The sequence below is a fragment of the Streptomyces sp. NPDC057249 genome (assembly GCF_042669245.1).
Classification (GTDB): Bacteria; Actinomycetota; Actinomycetes; order Streptomycetales; family Streptomycetaceae; genus Streptomyces.
The window spans coordinates 1-19,224 of the sequence record NZ_JBHUXS010000021.1 but is presented as its reverse complement, the minus strand read 5'-3'; the positions used below and the strand labels follow the sequence as shown (position 1 = coordinate 19,224).

The window sequence follows — 19,224 nt, the reverse complement described above, 5'->3', positions numbered from 1 at the left end:
CCGTGTGTTGCGGCGATGCGGTCAGTCGCCGTTCGGTGTGGGCCGGATGAGCAGGAGGGCTATGTCGTCGAAGCGCGGCGCGTCTCGTTTGGCGTGATGGATGAGAGTGTCGGCCAGCTCGTCCAGGTTCAGGTGCCGGGCCTGTGCAAGGTGCTGGGCAAGCTCGCTGATGGTGTCCTCGATGTCGGTGCCGGGGGTTGCGACGAGTCCGTCGGTGTAGAGGCCGAGGATGGCCCCCGGTGGAAGGGCGATCTCGGTGGTGACGTAGTGGGTGTCGTGGTCGATGCCGAGCAGCAACCCGGGTGGCAGGCGCAGGACTTCGATGGAGCCGTCGGGGTGGCACAGCAGCGGCGGGGGGTGTCCGGCGTTGGAGAGACGGACGCTGTGGTGGAGCGGGTCGAGCTCGGCGATCAGGCAGCTGGTGAACAGTTCCGGGTCCAGATCGGTCAGCAGCTGGTTGGTACGCGCAAGGATGTCGCCGGGGGACGGAGAGTCGCCAAGTCGGCCGTACCGGCACCCTGGCGGTCGAACCGACTGCGCGCCACCTCGTCGCTCAGGCCCAGCATCGCACCCACCTGTGCCCAGCTGGCTCCCGCCTGCCGGTCCGCCTGCACCGCAGCATCCATCAGCCGGCCGGCCAGGTCCGGCACACGTGCCACAACCTCACTGTGCCACCCGACACCCGGACCGGGTGACGACAGCCGCCGAACACGCTCGGCGGCCGTTCGTGCCTCAGCCATCAGGTCCTCACCGGCGGCACGGTCATCCGCCGACAGCGGGCCGGGACTCCGCCGACGCCGCGGCGGACGGAGCGGGCAGGCGTACGACGCGCTGTGCCACGCGCGAGCAGCGCGAGTGAACGCCGGCTCCCGGCGCCAGGACAGCCCGCGTGCTTGCCGAGGTCCTCACGGCTGCCGCACAGCGGAATGCTGCGGGCGACACGGACGGGAGTGCGAGGGTCCCGCTCCCCGTGTGGCATCGGATGATTGACCAGTCCGCAGCCGGTCCGGCGCATTGTCGCCTCCGGAAATCTACTGCACACGCTTCTTACAATGGGCACTCATATCCGAATGTTCATGAGTGGGCAGGTCGGGGAGCGGCCCATTCCTGACCCGGGTGGCGGGAGGGCAGAGCGAGACCCCCTGTGGCACGACCTGAAAGATGTCACGTGCGGAATCGCTCGCGGCACCTGCGCGGGCGGAGGTCGCCGCCTTGCGCGCGGCCCCGTGCGTGAGCACGTGGTATTGGGCGGGATGCCCCTGGCCGCCGGTATCGACCGTGATCGCGACATGGTCGTCGTCGCGGTGAACGACACCGGAATGCTGAGGCCAGAACTTCATTCCGCTTTCACACACAGATCGAATGCAACGCGGCGATCCTCACAGCCTCCCGATGCCACACACCACGTCTGCGCCTACAGAGACTTCTGTTGCTGCCGACAACGACCTCATCCGTTTTCGATCGTTCCGACAATTTCTCGCCTCCGGCTGCTCTAGGCTCGCTCCGTGACCACGACCGAACCGCGTCTGCTGGTGGCGGAACTCGCCAAGTCACTGACGGTCAGACTCGACGCCATCGCCGCTGCCATGTCCCAACTCGTCTACGGGAAAATCGAATTCTACCGGTCCATGGTCGTGGGCCCCGAAGACCTGAACGCTTCGATGCGTCTGAACGTCGCCCACATACTCAAACACCTCACCGATCCCACTTCCTCGACGGTCGACTTGGCCGGCCCCGAGGAAACCGGCCGCAAGCGCGCCCTGCAGAACGCCCCGCTGCCGGAAGTGCTGCGCTCGTACCGGATCAGCTTCCGTTACTTCTGGGAACAACTCCTCGACGCGGCCCGGGAGACGGGCGGTGCCGCCCCCGACGCGCTTCTGGACTCCGCGTCCCACATCTGGGAGCTGGCCGACATCTATTCGTCGGCCCTCACCGATGCCTACCGCGAAGCCTGTGCGGAACGGATGGTGGAGACGGACCGGCGACGCTCCGGTCCTCGACGCCGTACGGTCGGCCGCCACCGGCCGGGTGGGTGTGAGTCCTCTGTACGAACGTCTCGACCAGACCAACCGCGCTCTCCGCTACGCGCAGGTCGCCGCGCAGTCGCTGACGGCCGGGACCGCCGTGGTGCGCCAGCTCGACGACACCCCGCTGACCGAACTGGTGATGAGCAACCTGGAGACGACCCAGCGGGCCGTGCAACGTATCCTCGGCGGAGTCCTGTCGCTGCCGGAGGAGGACCGCACCACTCTTCTGGCCACCGCCCGTGCCTGGCTTGAGGCCCATGGATCGGCGGCCGCGGCAGGTCGCCTGCTGTTCTGCCACCAGAAAACGGTCCGCTACCGCATGCACCGTCTGGAGGAGTTCCTGCGGGGCCCCTTGGACGATCCGAAGATCATCGCCGAACTGTCCATGGCCGTCGACGCGGTGGGCACGTTTTCCATGCTGCTGCAGAGCAACCAGATGCCGGCTTCGCGGACCGGTGCCGAGGAGCGCCGAACCGGATCGCGCGACCCGAACGCCCGCTCCCGTAACGGCAGGGCGCCGGCACCGGGAACGCGGCCGACCGGCCCACGGATCGACCGGGACCAATGAGCTCTGTCCGCTCAGGACCACGTCCGGCCCAGGCCGTGTCCGGGCGGTTGATCCGCCGTCCCGACCAGTGGGCAAGCGGGCGCACCTTGACCCGTGGCCCAGGTATACGGCGGGTAGGGTGACGGGTGGCCAAGCGGGGGGACGTGCATGGTGGTCGGGGCTGCAGTCAGGCGGGGTGTCCGGCTCGGAATACGGATCGGGTCGGCGCTGGCGGCACTCTTCGGCTCGTTGGCGTTCATGGGTGCGGCGATGTGGCTTCGCACGGGGTTGCACGAGGCCCTGACCGGTCTCGTGCGGGGCATCGCGGTCGTGAGCGGGAGTCTGGGAGTCGGTGTCCTGCTCGGTGCGGCAACCGGTGCGGCACTTGCGCTGTCACCCGAATGGCTCGCCGCTCGGGCGCCGTTGCGAGGACTGCTCGCTGGCTGCGTCGCGGCCACGATGCACCTCGGTGAGGTTCTCGTTGTGGCGGTCGCCTCCGACGGCGGCTACGCACCGATACTTCTCACGCTCCTTGCCACGCCCGTGATCGGTGCAGTGGCGGCGGTGCACAGCGGTGATGTCCTGGGACGTACGCACCATCACCGGTGGTTGGCGCGTGGGGGGCGCCTCGCGGGTCGGCCACGGATGTAGGCGTCGACGGCGGCGTTCCGTCAGCCGTGGCCGCGGTGGTCGGTCCGGTTGGGGCGAAGCAGCGCAGGTCGGCGACCTCCGACTCGATGCAGGTCTCGGAGCCCAGGGTCAAACCGCCTCGCTCTGGGGCTGGGGCCTGAGAACCGGCGCCGCCTCTTCCGCCGCCCCGGGCGTCAGCGCGACGGCCATCATGGGCGCGGGGCCGGCGGCGGCCGAAGCGGTCGGCAATCGTCGTCCGGAACGGGATCAGGCAGCACCAGACGGCTGCGGTGCGCCCGTTGACGACCACAGTGCACGTCCCTGCCGTTGGCGGCCAGGTCCTGGTGAACCCGGTCGTCCTCACCACGGGCGCCGTCATGCCGGACGCAGCGTTCAAGCAGCGGGAGGGCGAGGCCGGTCTCCCCGAGTGCTCCGCAGCGTTCGCCCCGGCGCAGGTCGAAGTCCACGTCGTCGGGCACGGGGCGTTCCGCCTCCCTGCCGGCGCCTGCCCGGATTCCGCGTACCCGGAGCAGTACCTCGCGGTCCGCGGCCCTCGGTCCGGGTCGTCCCCCGTGGTCTGCGCGAGCTGGAGACGATCCTCGGCGCGGAGGTCTTCGCCCGGGACCCACGCGGCGTGACCCCCACCGTCTGCGGCGAGGCGTTCATCGAGCACGCGCAACCGGCCTGGCGCACATCCGCAAGGCGGGCCAACATGGGGCGGAACTGGGCCGGACACCCGGCGCAGGCCCTCGGTTCGCCCCGGTTGGCGGACCTGCTGGACCATCCGTGGAGCCTCCCCGGCTCCTGGGTGTGACGCTGCCGGACGAACGGGAGCAGAGCCCCGGCACCGGGGCCCTGCTTCAGCATCGGCGGGATGTGGCGGCGGAGATCCGGGGCATGCTGCCGACGCCTGAGCCAGGTCAGCCCGGCAGCGCGACGAGCGGTGCCGGCAGCGGTCCCGGGTCGCCGGTGCGGGCGAAGGACGCCCAGGCCGCGCGCATCCCCCTGCCCACCGCGGCCACCTCCACCCAGCCGAGGTCACCCAGCATCGGCGCGTGCCGCCAGGCGTACTCCGATCCCAGAAGCAACGGGATCTCGACGCAGTGCGTGGCGCCGTACGGCGAACCGGCGGGCCGCCAGTCCAGCCGGTAGCCGTAGGCGCGGGCGCCGTGGCGTTCGAGCCGCGCGTGCAGGTCCCGCAGGGGCTCCTCGTAGAGCCGCCGGGTGCGCTCGGCGATGCTTCCCGCGTCGGACGGGCCCTCGGGAAAGGCCGACATGTCGTCGGCGTTCCACCCGTAGAGCACGTCCGGGGCGGGGCCGGTGAAGGGCGCGGCCCCGGTCTCGGCGGGCAGCGGTGCGACGCCGCCGACCGGGCCGAACGGCGGGGCCAGGAAGTTTCCCGTCCGCCGCTGGTGGTCGGCCGCGGTGCGCGTCTGGGCGGCGAGCAGGTCCGCCGCCGGGGCGGTGCGGGGGTCGGTGGAGAGGTGAGTGGCGAAGAGCTCTCCGGTCTCCCGCGCCTCGGCCGGGGGGCGGGTGGCGATGGACAGGGGCGGGCTCTGCAGGATCACCCGGCCGAAGAGACCACGGGCCTCGGGGACGTTGAGGAGCAGCAGGGCGGACAGGGCTCCGGCGGACTGGCCGAAGACGGTGACGTTACGGGGGTCGCCGCCGTGGTCCGCGATGTTCGACCGGACCCAGCGCAGTGCCTCGATCTGGTCGTACAGGCCGAGGTTGCCCTCGCTGACCCCGTCCTGGAGGAGGTAGCCGAGGGCTCCGAGCCGGTAGCTCGCGCTGACCACCACGACGTCCTGCTCGGCGGCAAGGGAGCTGCCGTCGTACCAGTCGAGGATGCCGGCGCCGCTGCTGAAGCCGCCGCCGTGGAACCAGACGAGGACGGGGCGGCCCGTCGTCGTTCGGGTGGCGGGCGCGGTGACGGTGAGGTGGAGGCAGTCCTCGCTCTGCGGGTGCCGGCCGGGCGGCGGGCCCATCAGCGCTTCCAGGCGGGAGGGCGGCTGGGGGCAGACCGCGCCGGCCTGCGGTCCGGGGTCCTCGGCCGTCACGGGGCGCGGCCGGGCGAAGCGGGGTGCCGTGGCGTAGCGGATGAGGGTGGTACGGACCGTGCGGGGGGTGTTCATGCCTTGCCTGCCGTTTCGGGTACGAGTGGGGCCCGCTCCACAGGAGTCTCGGGAACCATCCGGAACAGCGCCACCGCACCGACGAGGCTGAGCGCGCACATCCCCACGAGGTACCAGGTCACACCGGTCGAGGAGCTGCCGCCGCCGAGGAGCGCGCTGGAGATCATGGGAGCCAGTCCGCCGCCGAGGACCGCGCCGATCTGGAGGACCAACGAGGTGCCGGAGTAGCGGACCCGGACCGGGAAGGTGTCGGCGATGATGGCGCCCTGGACGCAGTGGGTCACCGGGATGATCACGCCCATGCCGGCGAGCGCGAGGAGGGCGGATGCCCGGTTGCCGGTGTCGAGCAGGGGGAAGAACACCGCGCACCACAGGAGGATGGCGACGGATCCGCCGATGAAGAGGGTGCGGCGCCCCTTGCGGTCGGCGATCTTCGTCCATACGGGGATCGACGCGAACCACAGCACGGCGGCGCCGCTCACCCCGAGGACGAGGAACTGCTGGTCGAAGCCGAGGTGTTTGGTGCCGTAGGACAGCGTGAAGACCATGAAGACGTACGCGACCGCGGAGTTCGCGACGACGGCGAGCAGGGTGACGGCCAGCCGGGGCAGTCCGGCCTTCATCGCCTCGGCCAGCGGGAAGCGGACCACCTCGTCCTCCTGCCGGGCCCGGTCGAAGGACGGGGATTCGGTGACGCGCAGCCGTACGACCAGTCCGACGCCGACCAGGACGAAGCTCAGCAGGAACGGGATGCGCCACGCCCAGGCGGTGAACGTGGCGTGTCCGGCGAGCGAGTTGGTGGCCAGGAAGATGAGGTTCGCCAGCACCAGGCCCGCGGGCGTCCCCATCTGCGGGAAGCCCGCGTACAGGTTGCGCCGTCCCTCGGGGGCGTGCTCCATCGACATCAGGGTGGCGCCGGCGCCCTCGCCGCCGAGGCCGATGCCCTGGACGACGCGCAGGAGGACCAGGAGGACCGGAGCCCACAGACCGATGGAGCTGTAGCTCGGGACGGCGCCGATGAGGGTGGAGCCGAGACCCATCATCACCAGCGAGACCACCAGCGTGGAGCGGCGTCCGAGGCGGTCGCCGAAGTGGCCGAAGACCAGGCCGCCGAGCGGCCTGGCGACGAAGCCGACCGCGAGCGTGGAGAACGCGGCGAGGGTGCCCGCCGCGGGGCTCAGGGAGGGGAAGAACTGCTTGTCGAAGATCAGTGCGGCGGCCGTGCCGTACAGGAAGAAGTCGTACCACTCCAATGTGGTTCCGAGAAGGGTGGCAAGCGCAGTCCTGCTCGCGCCCTTGGGACGGTCCGCGTCGCTCATGGAACACCTCGTCTGCTGGGGAAGGCGGGGAAGCCCGCACTTGCGGTGGATCCTGGGTCCCGCGAGCGGAACGGAACAAATGCCGTTTCGTCCCGCCGCTATAGCGGGACGGGTATACCGGGCGACCGAACCCGTCCTCTTCACGGACCGCTCCCCGCGAAGGCACCTGTTCCCCGGGGGCATACCGAAGTCGGCATAGCTGAGCTCTGAATCGTCATTTGTGGTCATGGCGCCCGCATCCCAGGGTGTGAGTCATGACGGCACAGACTTCGCGGTGGATCCGCAACTTCGTGGCCGGGCGTTTCATCGACCCGGATGACGGCGGCAAGAGTTTCGAAGCGACGGACCCGGCCACCGGCCGCGTGCACTCCCTCGTCCACGAGGCCGACGCCCCCTTGGTCGACCGGGCCGTCTCGGCGGCGCGCGGGGCGCTCGGCCCCTGGTCGGCGACACCGGTCCGGGAGCGCACCGAGGTCCTGCGCCGGGCGGCCGATCTGATCGAGGCGCGGTTCGAGGAGTTCGTGGCCGCCGAGGTGGCCGACACGGGCAAACCCGTGACCCTCGCCCGCGACCTCGACGTGGCCAGGGCCGTGTCCAATTTCCGCACGTTCGCCGATGTCGTCGCGGCGGCCGGGCAGGAGTCCTTCCTGACCGACCTGCCGGGCGGCCGGCAGGCGCTCAACTACGCGGTGCGCAAGCCCCTCGGAGTGGTCGCGGTCATCGTTCCCTGGAACCTGCCGCTGCTGCTGCTCACCTGGAAGGTCGCCCCGGCCCTCGCCTGCGGCAACACCGTCGTGGTCAAGCCCAGTGAGGAGACGCCCGGCACCGCGACCCTGCTGGCGGAGGTGCTCGCCGAGGCGGGTCTGCCGGCCGGCGCCTACAACGTGGTGCACGGCTTCGGGGGCGGCTCGGCCGGGGAGTACGTCACCGCGCATCCCGGGATCGACGGCGTCACCTTCACCGGCTCCACGGCGACCGGTGCGCACGTGATGAAGACCGTGGCACCGCGCGTGCGCCCCGTCTCCTTCGAGCTCGGCGGCAAGAACGCGGCACTGGTCTTCGCCGACGCGGACATCGAGGAGACCCTGGACGGCCTGACCCGGTCGGTCTTCGCCAACACCGGCCAGGTGTGCCTGTGCACCGAGCGGGTCTACGTCCACCGGTCGGTCTTCGCGGACATCGCCGACGGCCTGGTCGAGCGGGCCCGTTCGCTGCGTCTGGGCAGCCCGCTGGACCCGGAGACGACGACGGGGCCGCTCATCTCGCAGGCGCACCGGGAGAAGGTGCGCGGCTATCTGGACCTGGCCGGACAGCTGGGTGCGAAGGCCCTCACCGGTGGCGGCACGCCCGGTCTCGGTCAGGAGCTGGACGGCGGCTCATGGATCGAGCCGACGCTGTGGACAGGCCTGACGAATGCCGACCGCCCGGTGCGCGAGGAGATCTTCGGCCCGGTCGCGGCGCTGATCCCGTTCGACACGGAGGAGGAGGCGATCGGGCTGGCCAACGACACGGAGTACGGGCTCGCCGCCTCCGTGTGGACCCGGGATCTGCGTCGCGGGCACCGCGTGGCCCAGGCGATGAACGTCGGCATGTCCTGGGTCAACACCTGGTTCCTGCGTGACCTGCGCTCGCCCTTCGGCGGCGTCGGCCTCTCCGGTCTCGGCCGCGAGGGAGGCGCCTCGTCCCTGCACTTCTACACCGAGCCGACCAACGTGTGCGTCCAGCTGTGACGGCGGGCCCCGCCCCGGCTTCCCCGACTCCGATCGAGCAGGCCGCCCCCGGACCGGGCGGCCGGAAGGACGTGATCATGAGCGACAACGCCCGCGGCCGGGCCCCTGTGCCCGGCGCGCGCCCGACCCCCTGCGCGCCCGCCGCGCACCCCGGCGAAGGAGACATCCGTTGATTCCCGAGGAAACGGTCCGGACGCTGGCCGCACGGCTCGACGCCGCGCAGCGCACCGTCACGGACACCCTCAGCCTCGCCGACACGCACACCCTGACCGTGGACGACGCCTACGCCGTGCAGGCGGCGCTCCTCGCCCTGCGCGAAGGGCGCGGCGAGCGGATCACCGGCGTGAAGCTGGGCTTCACCAGCAAGGCCAAGATGGAGCAGATGGGAGTCTCCGAGATCATCGTCGGCCGGCTGACCGACGCCATGTGTGTCGCCGACGGCGGCGACATCGAGCTGTCCCGGTTCATCCACCCGAAGGTGGAACCGGAGGTCGCCTACCGGCTGAGCCGGGACGTGGACCCGGACGACCGGAACACCGACATCGTCTCCTGCGTGGACGCGGTCGCCCCCGCCCTGGAGATCATCGACTCCCGCTACCGGGACTTCCGCTTCACCTACGAGGACGTCGTCGCGGACAACACCTCGGCGGCGGCCTATGTGATCGGTGCCTGGGCCCCCGTACAGGACGTGTCCGACCGTGCCGTGCGGCTGTCGGGCGCGAGCCGGGAGGTGGCGGGTTCGACCGAGGCCGTGCTCGGTGGTCCGGTCAACGCCCTGCGGGCCCTGCTCGACCTGGCGCGGCGGCGGCGCATCCCGCTGCGGGCCGGCCAGGTGGTGCTGGCCGGTGCGGCCACCGCTGCGATCCCGCTGGAGCGCGGGGAGACCGTGTGCGAGGTCGACGGCATCGGCCGCGTCGGCGTGAGGGGGGTCTGATGGAACAGGGACGTGTCGTCCCCGGCAAGGCGCGACCGCGCGGCCGGTTCCCGCACTTCCGCCGCGCCGGAGACCTCGTCTTCGTCTCCGGCACCAGCTCCCGCCGGCCCGACAACTCCTTCGCCGGAGTGGCGACGGACGAGCTGGGCACCACCGACCTCGACATCCGCGCGCAGACCCGCGCGGTCATCGAGAACATCGGTGACATCCTCGCCGACGCGGGCGGCAGCCTCTCGGACGTCGTGCAGGTCACCGCGTATCTCGTCTCCATGAACGACTTCGGCGGCTACAACGAGGTCTACGGCCAGTACTTCGACGAGGCCGGCCCGGCCAGGACCACCGTCGCCGTGCACCAGCTCCCCCATCCTCATCTGCTCATCGAGATCCAGGCCGTGGCACATCTGCCGGCCGCGACGACCACGAAGGAGACACCGTGACCGACATTCCCGAGGTCATCGACTTCCAGGGCTGGATCGACGCCCACGCGCACCTGCTGAAGCCCCCGGTGAACAACCGCACCATGTCGCTCGGCAACGACTTCATCGTGCAGATCGTCGGCGGCCCCAACCAGCGCACGGACTTCCACCTCGACCCGTACGAGGAGTGGTTCTACCAGGTCAAGGGGGACATGCACGTCAACCTCATGACCGACCAGGGTCCCCGTACCGTGCACATCAAGGAGGGCCAGGCGTGGCTGCTGCCGGGCCATGTGCCGCACTCCCCGCAGCGTCCCGACCCCGACTCCATCGGCCTGGTGATCGAGCGGGTGCGTGAGGAGGGCACGCTGGAGAAGTTCCGGTGGTTCTGCCCCTCCTGTTCGGCGACCGTCTACGAGGTCGAGCTCCAGGTCCGCGACATCGTCGCCGACCTCCCGCCGGTCTTCGAGAAGTTCTACGAGGACGAGCGGGCCCGGGTCTGCTCCGCCTGCGGTGCGCTCCACCCCGGAAAGGGCTGACCGGTGGCAGACCTGATCGACGTCCACACCCACTACGTCCCGCGCGGCTGGCCCGACCTGTCGGAGCTCGGTGGCCCGGACGCCCCGTGGCTGCGGATCGAGTCCGAGACCGAGGCCATGATCATGACCGGTTCCTCGGAGTTCCGCCGGATCCAGGCGGACTGCTGGGACGCCGAGGTCCGGCTGCGGGACATGGACGCGGACGGGGTGCGTGCCCAGGTGGTCTCCCCCACCCCGGCGTTCTTCCATTACGGCCGCAGCGGCGCCGAGGCCGCGAGGATCGCCCGGATCTTCAACGATCTGGCCCTGGAGATCACCGCTCCGGTGCCGGACCGGCTGATTCCGTTCTGCCAGGTGCCGCTCCAGGACCCGGACGCCGCGTGCCGGGAGGTGGAGCGGGCGGTCGCCGCCGGGCACCGAGGGGTGGAGATCGGCAACCACGTCGGTGACCGGGACCTGGACAGCGAGGGGGTCGTCGCCTTCCTCCAGCACTGCGCGTCGCTCGATGTGCCGGTGTTCGTCCACCCCTGGGACATGGACTCCTCGCCCCGGCTCGACCGGTGGATGGCGCGGTGGCTGACGGCGATGCCGGCGGAGACCCATCTGTCGATCCTGGCGCTGATCCTGGGCGGTGCGTTCGACCGTATCGACGAGCGCCTGAAGATCTGCTTCGCGCACGGCGGCGGGTCGTTCGCGTTCTGGCTGGGCCGGATGGAGAACGCCTGGCACGGACGCAACGACGTCATCGGTACGTCGCAGTACCCGCCCTCGCACTACCTGGGCCGGTTCTACGTGGACTCGGTCGTCTTCGACGACCGCGCGCTGCGGCTCCTGGTGGACACCGTCGGCGAGGACCGGGTCATGGTGGGCAGCGACTACCCGTATCCGCTGGGCGAGCGCCCCGCGGGGGCGGTGGTGCGCGAGAGCCGTTCGCTGAGCGAGACGGCCCGGCAGAAGATCACCCGCGGGAACGCGGAGCGCTACCTCGGGTTCTGATCCCGCAGCTCGTCCGGCCCCCGGTCCGCGCCTCGCGGGTCCGGGGGCCCTGCCGTCATCCCGGCCGCCGCCTCCTCCAGGCTCTCCATGAGCGCCCTGGCCGACGGGCTGAGGGTACGGTCGGCCGACAGGGTCAGGCCCACCCTGTGGCCGATGCGGTCCAGCGGCAGGGGCAGCTCGGCCAGTCTGCCGTCGTCCCGGACCAGTGAGCCGGGCAGGACGGCCACCACCTCGGTCTCCAGGAGCAGCTGGCGCACGGTCAGGAACGAGGTGGCCTCCACCCGGTTGCGCGGCAGGCCGAGGCCCTGGAGCGCGAGGAGTTCCTCCACCTCGCGGCGCAGCACGGTCTGCTGGCCGGGCAGAATCCAGGGGAAGTGGAGGGTGTCCGCGAGTGCGGCGCCGGGTGTGGCGGTCAGCGGATGGCCGGCGCGGACGACCAGGCCGATGGACTCGTCGTAGAGGGGGCGCCGGATCAGCCCCTCGCCGGAGGACGCGGTGAGCCTGCCGACGATGAGGTCGACGCGCCCCGCTTCCAGGTCGAGCAGCAGGTCCTCGGGGGACGCCTCGCGGACGACGACCGTGAGGAAGGGGTGGGCGCGCTTGAGCGCGGCGACGGCCCGGGGCAGCAGGATGTTGGAGCCGGCCAGGTGGGTGCCGACGACGGCGGTGCCCCGGTCTGCCTCGGCGAGCTCCACGACGTGCCGGCCGGCCTGGGCGAGCTGGGCGAGGACGGCGCGCGCGTGCTGGGTGAACGCTTCGCCGAAGAGGGTCGCGGTGACGCCCCGGGGGCCCCGTTCGAAGAGCGGGACGCCGAGGATGTCCTCCAGCTCGTGCAGGCTCCGGGTGGCCGCGGGCTGGGTGGTGTGCAGCTCACCGGCGGCCGCGACGACCGATCCCTGCCGCGAGAGGGCGTCCACGAGGAGTAGGTGCCGCATCTTCAGCCGGCCGTCGAGCAGGCGGGGAATGTCCACGTAACGACCCTAACGGAGCCGTACCCGGCTCCCTCTTCGAAGCAGCGGCGGGCCCGGTCGTCACCGTGGTGCGCGACCGGGCCCGTCCGTTCGTCTCACGCGGGGGCGTCCGCCCTCGTCAGGTCGAGCGCGATGTCGGTGATCATGTCCTCCTGGCCGCCGACCATCTTGCGCCTCCCCACCTCCACGAGGATGTCGCGGGTGTCGAGACCGTAGCGGTGGGCGGCGGTCTCGGCGTGGCGCAGGAAGCTCGAGTAGACGCCCGCGTAGCCGAGGGTCAGGGTCTCCCGGTCGACGCGCACCTCGCGGTCCTGGAGCGGGCGGACCACGTCGTCGGCGGCGTCCATCAGGGGGAACAGGGCGCAGCCGTGGTCCCAGCCCATGAGGTCGGCGACGGCGACGAATGCCTCCAGCGGGCAGTTCCCGGCGCCCGCGCCCTGGCCGGCGAGGGAGGCGTCGACGCGGGTGACGCCGTTCTCGACGGCGACGACGGAGTTGGCGACGCCCAGGCCGAGGTTGTGGTGGGCGTGGATGCCGAGTCCGGTGGCCGGGTCGAGGACGTCGCGGTAGGCGCGGACGCGGTCGCGTACGCCGTCCATGGTGAGCCGCCCGCCGGAGTCGGTCACATAGACGCAGTGGGCGCCGTAGGACTCCATCAGCTTGGCCTGGCGGGCGAGTTCGACCGGTTCGGCCAGGTGGGACATCATCAGGAACCCGGCGACGTCCATGCCCAGTTCCCGCGCGGCCGCGATGTGCTGGGCGGAGATGTCGGCCTCGGTGCAGTGGGTGGCGACGCGCACGGAGCGGATGCCGAGGGCGTGTGCCTGCTTCAGGTCGTGGAGGGTGCCGATGCCGGGCAGCAGCAGGGTGGTAGGGACGGCGTGTTCGACGCTGTCGCAGACCGCCTCGATCCACTCCCAGTCGGTGTGGGCGCCCACACCGTACGTGATGCTGGAGCCGGACAGCCCGTCGCCGTGCGCGATCTCGATGGCGGCGACCCCGGCGGCGTCGAGGGCCGTGGCGATGGTGCGGGCCTGGTCCGCGGTGTAGCGGTGGCGGACGGCGTGCATGCCGTCGCGCAGGGTCACGTCCTGCAGGTAGAGAGCGGTCATCGCGGGGCCACCTCCGTGGCGCGGTGGGCGGCCATGCGTTCGGCGGTGCGCAGGGCGGCCGATGTCATGATGTCGAGGTTTCCGGCGTAGGCGGGCAGGTAGTGGGCGGCGCCCTCGACCTCCAGGAACACCGACACCTTCGCGGCGTCCCCGGACCGGCTACCGGCCGGGAGGAGGGAGCGCAGCGGGTCGTCGCCGGTGACGCGGTCGAACTGCACCTTCTGCTTGAGGCGGTAGCCGGGTACGTAGGTCCGGACCCGGGCCACCATCTCCTCCACCGAGGCGGTGACCGCGGCGTCGTCGCAGTCGCCGACCAGGCAGTGCACCGTGTCCCGCATGATCAGCGGGGGTTCGGCCGGGTTGAGGACGATGATGGCCTTGCCGCGCGCGGCTCCGCCGACCTGTTCGATGGCCGAGGAAGTGGTCTCGGTGAACTCGTCTATGTTCGCCCGCGTCCCGGGCCCGGCCGAGCGCGAGGAGATCGAGGCGACGATCTCCCCGTAGTACACCGGCGTCACGGCGTTCACGGCCGCGACGACGGGGATGGTGGCCTGGCCACCGCAGGTGACCATGTTGACGTTGGCGGCGCCCAGGTGTGCGTCGCCGTTGACGGGCGGCACGACGTACGGGCCGAGGGCGGCCGGGGTGAGGTCCACGACCGTACGCCCCAGAGCGCGCAGCACCTCGTCGTGGCGGCGGTGCGCGCCGGCCGATGTGGCGTCGAAGACGAGGGACACGTCCGCGAACTCGTCCAGCTCCACCAGTCCGTCGACGCCTTCGTGGGTGGTGGCCACCTTGAGGCGGCGGGCCCGGGCGAGGCCGTCGGAGGCGGGGTCGATGCCCGCCATGGCGGCGATCTCCAAGGTGTCGGAGAGCCGCAGCACCTTGATCATCAGGTCGGTTCCGATGTTTCCGGACCCGATGACGGCGACCTTCGTGGTCATGCGCGCGCTCCTTGCGTGCCGGCGGACGCGAACGCGGCGGATACCGTGCCCAGTCCTTCGATGCGGGCGGTGAACTCGTCGCCCTCGGCCGCGACGGCCATGGGCCCGAGCGCGCCGGTCAGGACGAGGTCCCCGGCCCTCAGCGGATCGCCGAGCCCGGCGAGGGTCGAGGCGAGCCAGAGCGCCGCGGTCAGCGGGCTGCCCAGGCAGTCGCGGCCGACGCCCTGCGAGACGGTCTCGCCGTTCTTCGTGAGGGTCATCGCCACCTCGCGCAGGTCGACCCGGTCCAGCGGGACCGGGGTGCCGCCGAGCACGTACAGGCCGCAGGAGGCGTTGTCCGCGACGGTGTCCACGATGCCGATGTCCCAGCCGGCGATGCGGCTGTCCACGATTTCGAGCGCGGGCAGGGCGAAGGCGGTGGCGCGCAGCAGGTCGGCGACGGTCGGGTCGCGGTGCGGCAGGTCCGTGCCCAGCACGAGCGCGACCTCGGCCTCCACCTTGGGCTGCATCAGCCGGCCCGGGGCGATCGGCAGGCCCTCGGGCACGGCCATGTCGGCGAACAGGGCGCCGAAGTCGGGCTGTGCGACCCCGAGCTGGCGCTGCACGGCGGGCGAGGTCAGACCGATCTTGCGGCCCACCAGCCGTCGGCCCTCCGCGAGCGAGCGCTCGACGTACAGCCGCTGTACGGCGTACGCGGCCGCTACGTCCCCCTTGGGCAGAAGCGTGCGCACCGGGGGGCACGGCACGCCGGTGCGTGCGGCTTCCCGCAGGACGGCCGCTGCCTCGTTCACGGCGTCGGGCGCGCTCACGGCCGCCTCCCCTCGGCTGCGGCACTGCGGTGTGGGACGAACATGCGCGTTACCTCCGGCAGGAATGGGGTGGGGCGGCCGTCGGCCGCACGACAGGTATAGGCGTGCGGCCGGAGGCGCGGCAAAATATGTTCCATGACACGGAACAGCACGTCGGGAAACATGCTCGACAAGGCGGCAGCCGTCCTGGATTGCTACCGCCCGGACGGCGGAGCGTTCCGTCTGACAGAAATCGCCGCGCGTACGGGCCTGGCCAAGACCACCGCGTTCCGGCTGTGTGCCGATCTGGTGCGCCTGGGCCTGCTGGAGCGTGCGGGTGAGACGTACCGGCTCGGCGGCAAGCTGTTCGAGCTGGGCTCCCTGGTGCCGCGCCGGCAGGACCTGCGGGAGGCGGCGCTGCCCTTCCTCCAGGACCTCTTCGAGGCGACGCACGAGACCGTGCACCTGGGCGTGCGCGAGGGCTACGAGGTGGTGTACGTGGAACGCATCCACGGCCACGACGCCCTGGCCCTCCCGTCACGCATCGGCGGCCGGCTGCCGCTGACCTGCACAGGGGTCGGGAAGGCGCTGCTTGCGTTCTCGGACGGCACCCTGGTCGAGGACGTGCTGGCCCGGCCGTTGCCCCGGCTGAGCACCCACTCGATCACCGACCCGGCCCGGCTGCGCACGGTCATCGAGCAGATCCAGGTCTCCGGGCTCGCTTACGAGGAGCAGGAGGCGGCCCTCGGCGTCAGCTGCATCGCCTCACCGGTCTTCGACGGCCCGACGGCGGTGGCGGCCCTGTCCGTGGCCGTGCCACGCGCCCGGTTCCGGCCCGCCCAGCTGGCACCGGCCGTGCGGACGGCCGCCCTCGGCCTCTCCCGGGTGATGCGGGGGACGGAGACGGCACGCGACCGCCCATGAGGCCCCGGGCGACTGCGTTTCGCGGCGGAGGTCCGCCGCGAGGCTCCGCCCCCGTTCGGCCCGGGCCGCCCTGTTGTCCGCGGACGTGCGGGGCGTGTCGCTGCCGTTCACCCCGCGCGGCCCGGTGTTCCGGCCGGCCTCGGGCCCGGTTGCCCCAGTACCCGCCCGAGGAAGCCGCGGAGGTATCCCGCGACGACGTGCAGGTGGCTTTCCAGCAGGAAGTGGCCGCCGTCGATCAGGTGCACCTCCGCGTCCCTCGCGTCGCGGGCGAAGGCAAGGGCACCGGCTGGGGCGAAGATCTCGTCGTTGCGGCCCCACACGGCGAGCACCGGAACCTCTCCGGTGCGGAGGAGTTCGTGCAGCAGCGGGTAGAGGGGGCGGTTGTTCTGGTAGTCGCGGAACAGTGCCAGCTGGATCTCGTCGTTGCCCGGGCGGGAGACGAGGGCGAAGTCGTGCTCCCAGGTGTCCGGGCTGATCAGGCTGGGGTCGGGCACGCCGTGCACGTACTGCCAGCGGATGGCGTCGAGGCCCAGCGCGGCACGGACGGCGGGTTCGGTGTCGGGGCCGGGGTTCGCACCGTAGGCCCAGAGGTCGGACCAGAACGAGTCGGTGAAGCCGTCTTCGTACCCGTTGCCGTTCTGGGTGACGAGGGCGGAGATCCGTTCGGGGTGCCGGAGTGCGAGGCGCCATCCGATGGGGGCGCCGTAGTCCTGCACGTAGAGGGCGTAGCGGTCCAGGCCGAGTCGGTCGAGGAGTTGGGAGGTGAGTTCGGCGAGGGCGTCGAAGGTGTAGGTGAATTCCGTTGCGAGCGGGGCGTCGGAGTGGCCGAAGCCGAGGTGGTCCGGCGCGATGACGTGGTAGCGGTCGGCCAGGAGCGGAATCAGTTCGCGGAACATGAAGGAGCTGGTCGGGTAGCCGTGCAGCAGGACGATCGCGGGGGCGTCGGCGGGGCCCGCTTCGCGGTAGAAGATCTCGTGACCGTCGATGGTGGCGGTCCGGTGGTGCACCGAGCTCATACCTAACCCCTTGGAGTTGTTTATCCGGTTAGTTCGTCGCTGTGCAAGCATGAGGCGAGCGAGCTAACCTGTCAAACGAATCAATCCGGTTAGAGGGAGCGGCGGCCGATGGACACCCTGCTGGACCTGCTCAACAGCAGGCCCCTGGTCAACGGCGAGGAACAGGACGCGCTCGGCGATCCGGCCGCGGGCCGGCGCTGGGCGCGGGAACACGGCGGCGAAGGCAGCCCCGAGGAACTGGCGCTGCTCCGCGAGGCGCGGGACGTTCTGCGGGACGTGGTGCGCGGCGAGCGCCCGCCCGCCGCGTTGAGCCCGCTGCTCGAAGGCGTCCACCAGACCCCGGAGATCACCTCCGACGGTCTCCGGTGGGCGGTGAGGACTCCCCCGCACGCCCGGCTGGCCGTCGAGGCCGTTCTCGCCTGGGCGGACGCCGAGGAGCAACTACCCGGCCGGCTGCGCCCCTGCGCCAACGAGGCGTGCAGGCTGTTCCTGATCGACCGCAGCCGCGCCAACCGTGCCCGCTGGTGCTCGATGGCCGTCTGCGGCAACCGCGAGAAGGCCCGCCGCCACTACGAGCGCAGCCGCTGACCCGTCTTCGTACGCCGCCGGGCGGATCGTACGCTCGGGACCATGGACCACCACACGGCCACCGGGAACAGTGCGCGTCCGGCGCTCGCCCTGCGCGCGTACGTCGACTCGTATGTCGGCTTCGACCTCCGCGGGCTTCCCACCGGTGTGCACTGCGGACCGCCGAGCCGCGCGCTCACCGCGGTGATCAGTCTGTCGGATTCTCTGGAGGTGGCGGCGGGCGTCGATGACGGGTCGCCGGTCGGCCGGTTCGGTGGCGTGGCCGGTGGCCTGATGTGCCGGTCCGTCGCGATTCATCACGACGGGCGCCAGCAGGGTGTGCAGATAGCGCTGACGCCGCTCGGGGCCCGGGCCGTCTACGGCGTGCCCGCCGCCGAGCTCGCCCATCGGCTGGTCCCGCTCGACGAGCTTCTCGGGGTGCTCGCCGTAGAGCTGGCCGACCGGCTCCGGTCGGCGCGGACCTGGGCGGCACGGTTCGCCGAGCTGGACGAACTGCTACTGCGGGCTGTCGGACCGGTGCGCGGGGTGCGGCCCGAGGTGGCCGAGGCGTGGCGGCGCCTCGTCGCCGCGCGGGGGCGCGTCCGGGTGGGTGCGGTCGCCGCGGAGCTCGGCTGGAGCCGCCGGTATCTCACCGAGCGGTTCCGCGGTGAGGTGGGCCTCTCGCCGAAGACCGTGGCCCGGGTCCTGCGTTTCGAGCACGCACACGAACTGGCGGTGGCGCGGGACCCGCTCCCGTGGGGCGAGGTGGCAGCCGTCTCCGGCTATGCGGATCAGGCCCATCTCGTACGGGACTGGCGCGAGTTCACGAACCGGTCGCCTACGGCCTGGCGTCGCGGCGAGGTCCTCCTCGGGGCCGGGTAGCCGTCGGCCGCTCTTCCCATTTCTTCAAGACCGGCCGTTCGCCGTCGTGGACGATCGTCGGCATGAGACTCGTCGAGCACGAACGCCATGCCCCTGCCGTGGACCTGCGGACCACGCCCGTACACCTCGGACTGGGGTCGAGCGCGAAACCCATCGAGGGTTTCGCCTGGGATCCGGAGGTGCTTCATGCCTACAGCGCCGCGGTGGCGGCGGACGGCGCCGAGGGCCGGATGGTGATGATCTTCGAAGGCGACGGACCGGGTGAGCACTGGGAGAGCCACCCGGCCGGCGACGAGCTGGTCGTCTGCCTCAGAGGGTCCGTCACCATCACGCGCGAGGTGGACGGGGTGCGCGACCACGTCCGGCTCGGTCCCGGCGAGGCCACCGTCAATCCGGCCGGGGTCTGGCACGCGGTCGACATGGAGGGGGCCGCGTCCGTGCTGGCGATCACCGCGACCCTCGGCACCGACCACCGTCCTCGGACCGGCACCGGCCCGGATGATGTGTCATGACGACACCCGTCGCGTGCGTCGGTGACAGCCTCACCGGGCGCAGTCCGGCGTCGACTCCCTCGGGCTTCCCGAACGATGCCACGCTCCGGATGATGTGCGGCCGCCGTACCCGGAGGTGACACCCGCGACGGACATCGGTGTCCCTAAGAATGGTTGGCGGTCCGGGGGGACCGGGTGTGGCTGATGGGTGTTTGCCGCTTGTGGCTCGCGAGGAATGGCCGCCCGGTCCTCCGGG

20 protein-coding genes are annotated in these 19,224 nt (G+C 71.4%); 12 read left to right on the top strand and 8 right to left on the bottom strand.

Features of this window, described 5'->3' with window-relative positions; translation table 11 throughout:
- Nucleotides 1-21: 21 nt before the first annotated feature.
- Entirely contained in the window at nt 22-585 is a 564-nt protein-coding gene (locus ACFUJY_RS29900) for a PP2C family protein-serine/threonine phosphatase (protein ID WP_383305607.1), read from the bottom strand.
- 1,449 nt (nt 586-2,034) lie between these two features.
- On the opposite strand from ACFUJY_RS29900, the gene ACFUJY_RS29895 reads away from it, so the two are divergent.
- The 3 genes from ACFUJY_RS29895 to ACFUJY_RS29885 all read left to right on the top strand — a co-directional run bounded on the left by ACFUJY_RS29895 (nt 2,035) and on the right by ACFUJY_RS29885 (nt 4,018).
- Nucleotides 2,035-2,595 (top strand): helix-turn-helix domain-containing protein, encoded by a 561-nt coding sequence (locus ACFUJY_RS29895; protein WP_383305459.1) that lies wholly within the window; start codon nt 2,035-2,037, stop codon nt 2,593-2,595.
- Nucleotides 2,596-3,503: 908 nt separating this feature from the next.
- Entirely contained in the window at nt 3,504-3,842 is a 339-nt protein-coding gene (locus tag ACFUJY_RS29890; protein ID WP_383305457.1) for a hypothetical protein, read from the top strand.
- Nucleotides 3,839-4,018, top strand: a complete 180-nt coding sequence (locus ACFUJY_RS29885; protein WP_383305455.1) for a hypothetical protein — start codon at nt 3,839-3,841, stop codon at nt 4,016-4,018. The genes ACFUJY_RS29890 and ACFUJY_RS29885 overlap by 4 nt, the downstream gene beginning before the upstream one ends.
- A gap of 106 nt (nt 4,019-4,124) precedes the next feature.
- Here the strand turns inward: ACFUJY_RS29885 and ACFUJY_RS29880 are convergent, their stop codons facing one another.
- Together ACFUJY_RS29880 and ACFUJY_RS29875 are read right to left on the bottom strand one after the other, a co-directional pair.
- Nucleotides 4,125-5,339, bottom strand: a complete 1,215-nt coding sequence (locus ACFUJY_RS29880; protein ID WP_383305454.1) for a carboxylesterase family protein — start codon at nt 5,337-5,339, stop codon at nt 4,125-4,127.
- Complete coding sequence (locus ACFUJY_RS29875) at nt 5,336-6,658, bottom strand: MFS transporter (RefSeq protein WP_383305452.1); 1,323 nt, start codon at nt 6,656-6,658, stop codon at nt 5,336-5,338. Before ACFUJY_RS29875 ends, ACFUJY_RS29880 begins: the two co-directional genes overlap by 4 nt.
- Before the next feature lie 254 nt (nt 6,659-6,912).
- Here ACFUJY_RS29875 and ACFUJY_RS29870 point away from each other — a divergent pair, with 254 nt between their 5' ends.
- From ACFUJY_RS29870 to ACFUJY_RS29850, 5 genes are all read left to right on the top strand, one after another.
- Nucleotides 6,913-8,388 carry a 2-hydroxymuconic semialdehyde dehydrogenase gene (locus tag ACFUJY_RS29870; RefSeq protein ID WP_383305450.1) on the top strand — a complete coding sequence of 492 codons (1,476 nt, stop codon included), beginning with the start codon at nt 6,913-6,915 and terminating at the stop codon, nt 8,386-8,388.
- A 169-nt stretch (nt 8,389-8,557) separates the two neighbouring features.
- Nucleotides 8,558-9,322, top strand: coding sequence for a 2-keto-4-pentenoate hydratase (locus tag ACFUJY_RS29865; RefSeq protein ID WP_383305448.1), 765 nt, complete (start codon nt 8,558-8,560; stop codon nt 9,320-9,322).
- Nucleotides 9,322-9,759 carry a RidA family protein gene (locus tag ACFUJY_RS29860; protein WP_383305446.1) on the top strand — a complete coding sequence of 146 codons (438 nt, stop codon included), beginning with the start codon at nt 9,322-9,324 and terminating at the stop codon, nt 9,757-9,759. The genes ACFUJY_RS29865 and ACFUJY_RS29860 overlap by 1 nt, the downstream gene beginning before the upstream one ends.
- Nucleotides 9,756-10,277 carry a 3-hydroxyanthranilate 3,4-dioxygenase gene (locus ACFUJY_RS29855; protein WP_383305444.1) on the top strand — a complete coding sequence of 174 codons (522 nt, stop codon included), beginning with the start codon at nt 9,756-9,758 and terminating at the stop codon, nt 10,275-10,277. The genes ACFUJY_RS29860 and ACFUJY_RS29855 overlap by 4 nt, the downstream gene beginning before the upstream one ends.
- 3 nt (nt 10,278-10,280) lie before the next feature.
- The gene (locus tag ACFUJY_RS29850) at nt 10,281-11,273 is read left to right on the top strand and encodes an amidohydrolase family protein (protein WP_383305442.1); all 993 of its coding nucleotides are present in this window, start codon (nt 10,281-10,283) and stop codon (nt 11,271-11,273) included.
- On the opposite strand, the gene ACFUJY_RS29845 is transcribed toward ACFUJY_RS29850, so the two are convergent.
- The 4 genes from ACFUJY_RS29845 to mhpD all read right to left on the bottom strand — a co-directional run bounded on the left by ACFUJY_RS29845 (nt 11,258) and on the right by mhpD (nt 15,109).
- The gene (locus ACFUJY_RS29845; RefSeq protein ID WP_383305440.1) at nt 11,258-12,244 is read right to left on the bottom strand and encodes a LysR substrate-binding domain-containing protein; all 987 of its coding nucleotides are present in this window, start codon (nt 12,242-12,244) and stop codon (nt 11,258-11,260) included. The genes ACFUJY_RS29850 and ACFUJY_RS29845 overlap by 16 nt on opposite strands.
- Nucleotides 12,245-12,339: 95 nt before the next feature.
- Entirely contained in the window at nt 12,340-13,356 is a 1,017-nt protein-coding gene (gene dmpG / locus ACFUJY_RS29840) for a 4-hydroxy-2-oxovalerate aldolase (RefSeq protein WP_383305438.1), read from the bottom strand.
- A complete protein-coding gene (locus tag ACFUJY_RS29835) occupies nt 13,353-14,300 on the bottom strand; it encodes an acetaldehyde dehydrogenase (acetylating) (protein ID WP_383305436.1) in 948 nt (315 codons plus the stop codon). The genes dmpG and ACFUJY_RS29835 overlap by 4 nt, the downstream gene beginning before the upstream one ends.
- On the bottom strand, nt 14,297-15,109 hold the full coding sequence (gene mhpD / locus ACFUJY_RS29830) for a 2-keto-4-pentenoate hydratase (RefSeq protein ID WP_383305434.1): 813 nt from the start codon (nt 15,107-15,109) through the stop codon (nt 14,297-14,299). The genes ACFUJY_RS29835 and mhpD overlap by 4 nt, the downstream gene beginning before the upstream one ends.
- A 162-nt stretch (nt 15,110-15,271) precedes the next feature.
- Between mhpD and ACFUJY_RS29825 the strand changes: the two genes are divergently transcribed.
- On the top strand, nt 15,272-16,012 hold the full coding sequence (locus tag ACFUJY_RS29825) for an IclR family transcriptional regulator (RefSeq protein ID WP_383305606.1): 741 nt from the start codon (nt 15,272-15,274) through the stop codon (nt 16,010-16,012).
- A 107-nt stretch (nt 16,013-16,119) separates the two neighbouring features.
- On the opposite strand, the gene ACFUJY_RS29820 is transcribed toward ACFUJY_RS29825, so the two are convergent.
- On the bottom strand, nt 16,120-17,028 hold the full coding sequence (locus ACFUJY_RS29820; RefSeq protein ID WP_383305433.1) for an alpha/beta fold hydrolase: 909 nt from the start codon (nt 17,026-17,028) through the stop codon (nt 16,120-16,122).
- Nucleotides 17,029-17,136: 108 nt separating this feature from the next.
- On the opposite strand from ACFUJY_RS29820, the gene ACFUJY_RS29815 reads away from it, so the two are divergent.
- The 3 genes from ACFUJY_RS29815 (at nt 17,137) to ACFUJY_RS29805 (ending at nt 18,989) form a co-directional block, all read left to right on the top strand.
- Nucleotides 17,137-17,616 carry a CGNR zinc finger domain-containing protein gene (locus ACFUJY_RS29815; protein WP_383305431.1) on the top strand — a complete coding sequence of 160 codons (480 nt, stop codon included), beginning with the start codon at nt 17,137-17,139 and terminating at the stop codon, nt 17,614-17,616.
- Between the two features lie 42 nt (nt 17,617-17,658).
- Nucleotides 17,659-18,477, top strand: coding sequence for a helix-turn-helix domain-containing protein (locus tag ACFUJY_RS29810; RefSeq protein WP_383305429.1), 819 nt, complete (start codon nt 17,659-17,661; stop codon nt 18,475-18,477).
- A 62-nt stretch (nt 18,478-18,539) separates the two neighbouring features.
- On the top strand, nt 18,540-18,989 hold the full coding sequence (locus tag ACFUJY_RS29805; RefSeq protein ID WP_383305427.1) for a cupin domain-containing protein: 450 nt from the start codon (nt 18,540-18,542) through the stop codon (nt 18,987-18,989).
- Nucleotides 18,990-19,224: the final 235 nt, after the last annotated feature.

Excerpts from the sequence above, each read along its gene's own strand:
- ACFUJY_RS29880 (WP_383305454.1), bottom strand. The coding sequence starts at position 5,339 with ATGAACACCCCCCGCACGGTCCGTACCACCCTCATCCGCTACGCCACG.
- ACFUJY_RS29875 (WP_383305452.1), bottom strand. The coding sequence starts at position 6,658 with ATGAGCGACGCGGACCGTCCCAAGGGCGCGAGCAGGACTGCGCTTGCC.
- ACFUJY_RS29870 (WP_383305450.1), top strand. The coding sequence starts at position 6,913 with ATGACGGCACAGACTTCGCGGTGGATCCGCAACTTCGTGGCCGGGCGT.
- ACFUJY_RS29860 (WP_383305446.1), top strand. The coding sequence starts at position 9,322 with ATGGAACAGGGACGTGTCGTCCCCGGCAAGGCGCGACCGCGCGGCCGG.
- dmpG (WP_383305438.1), bottom strand. The coding sequence starts at position 13,356 with ATGACCGCTCTCTACCTGCAGGACGTGACCCTGCGCGACGGCATGCAC.
- ACFUJY_RS29835 (WP_383305436.1), bottom strand. The coding sequence starts at position 14,300 with ATGACCACGAAGGTCGCCGTCATCGGGTCCGGAAACATCGGAACCGAC.
- ACFUJY_RS29825 (WP_383305606.1), top strand. The coding sequence starts at position 15,272 with ATGCTCGACAAGGCGGCAGCCGTCCTGGATTGCTACCGCCCGGACGGC.
- ACFUJY_RS29820 (WP_383305433.1), bottom strand. The coding sequence starts at position 17,028 with ATGAGCTCGGTGCACCACCGGACCGCCACCATCGACGGTCACGAGATC.
- ACFUJY_RS29815 (WP_383305431.1), top strand. The coding sequence starts at position 17,137 with ATGGACACCCTGCTGGACCTGCTCAACAGCAGGCCCCTGGTCAACGGC.
- ACFUJY_RS29810 (WP_383305429.1), top strand. The coding sequence starts at position 17,659 with ATGGACCACCACACGGCCACCGGGAACAGTGCGCGTCCGGCGCTCGCC.
- ACFUJY_RS29805 (WP_383305427.1), top strand. The coding sequence starts at position 18,540 with ATGAGACTCGTCGAGCACGAACGCCATGCCCCTGCCGTGGACCTGCGG.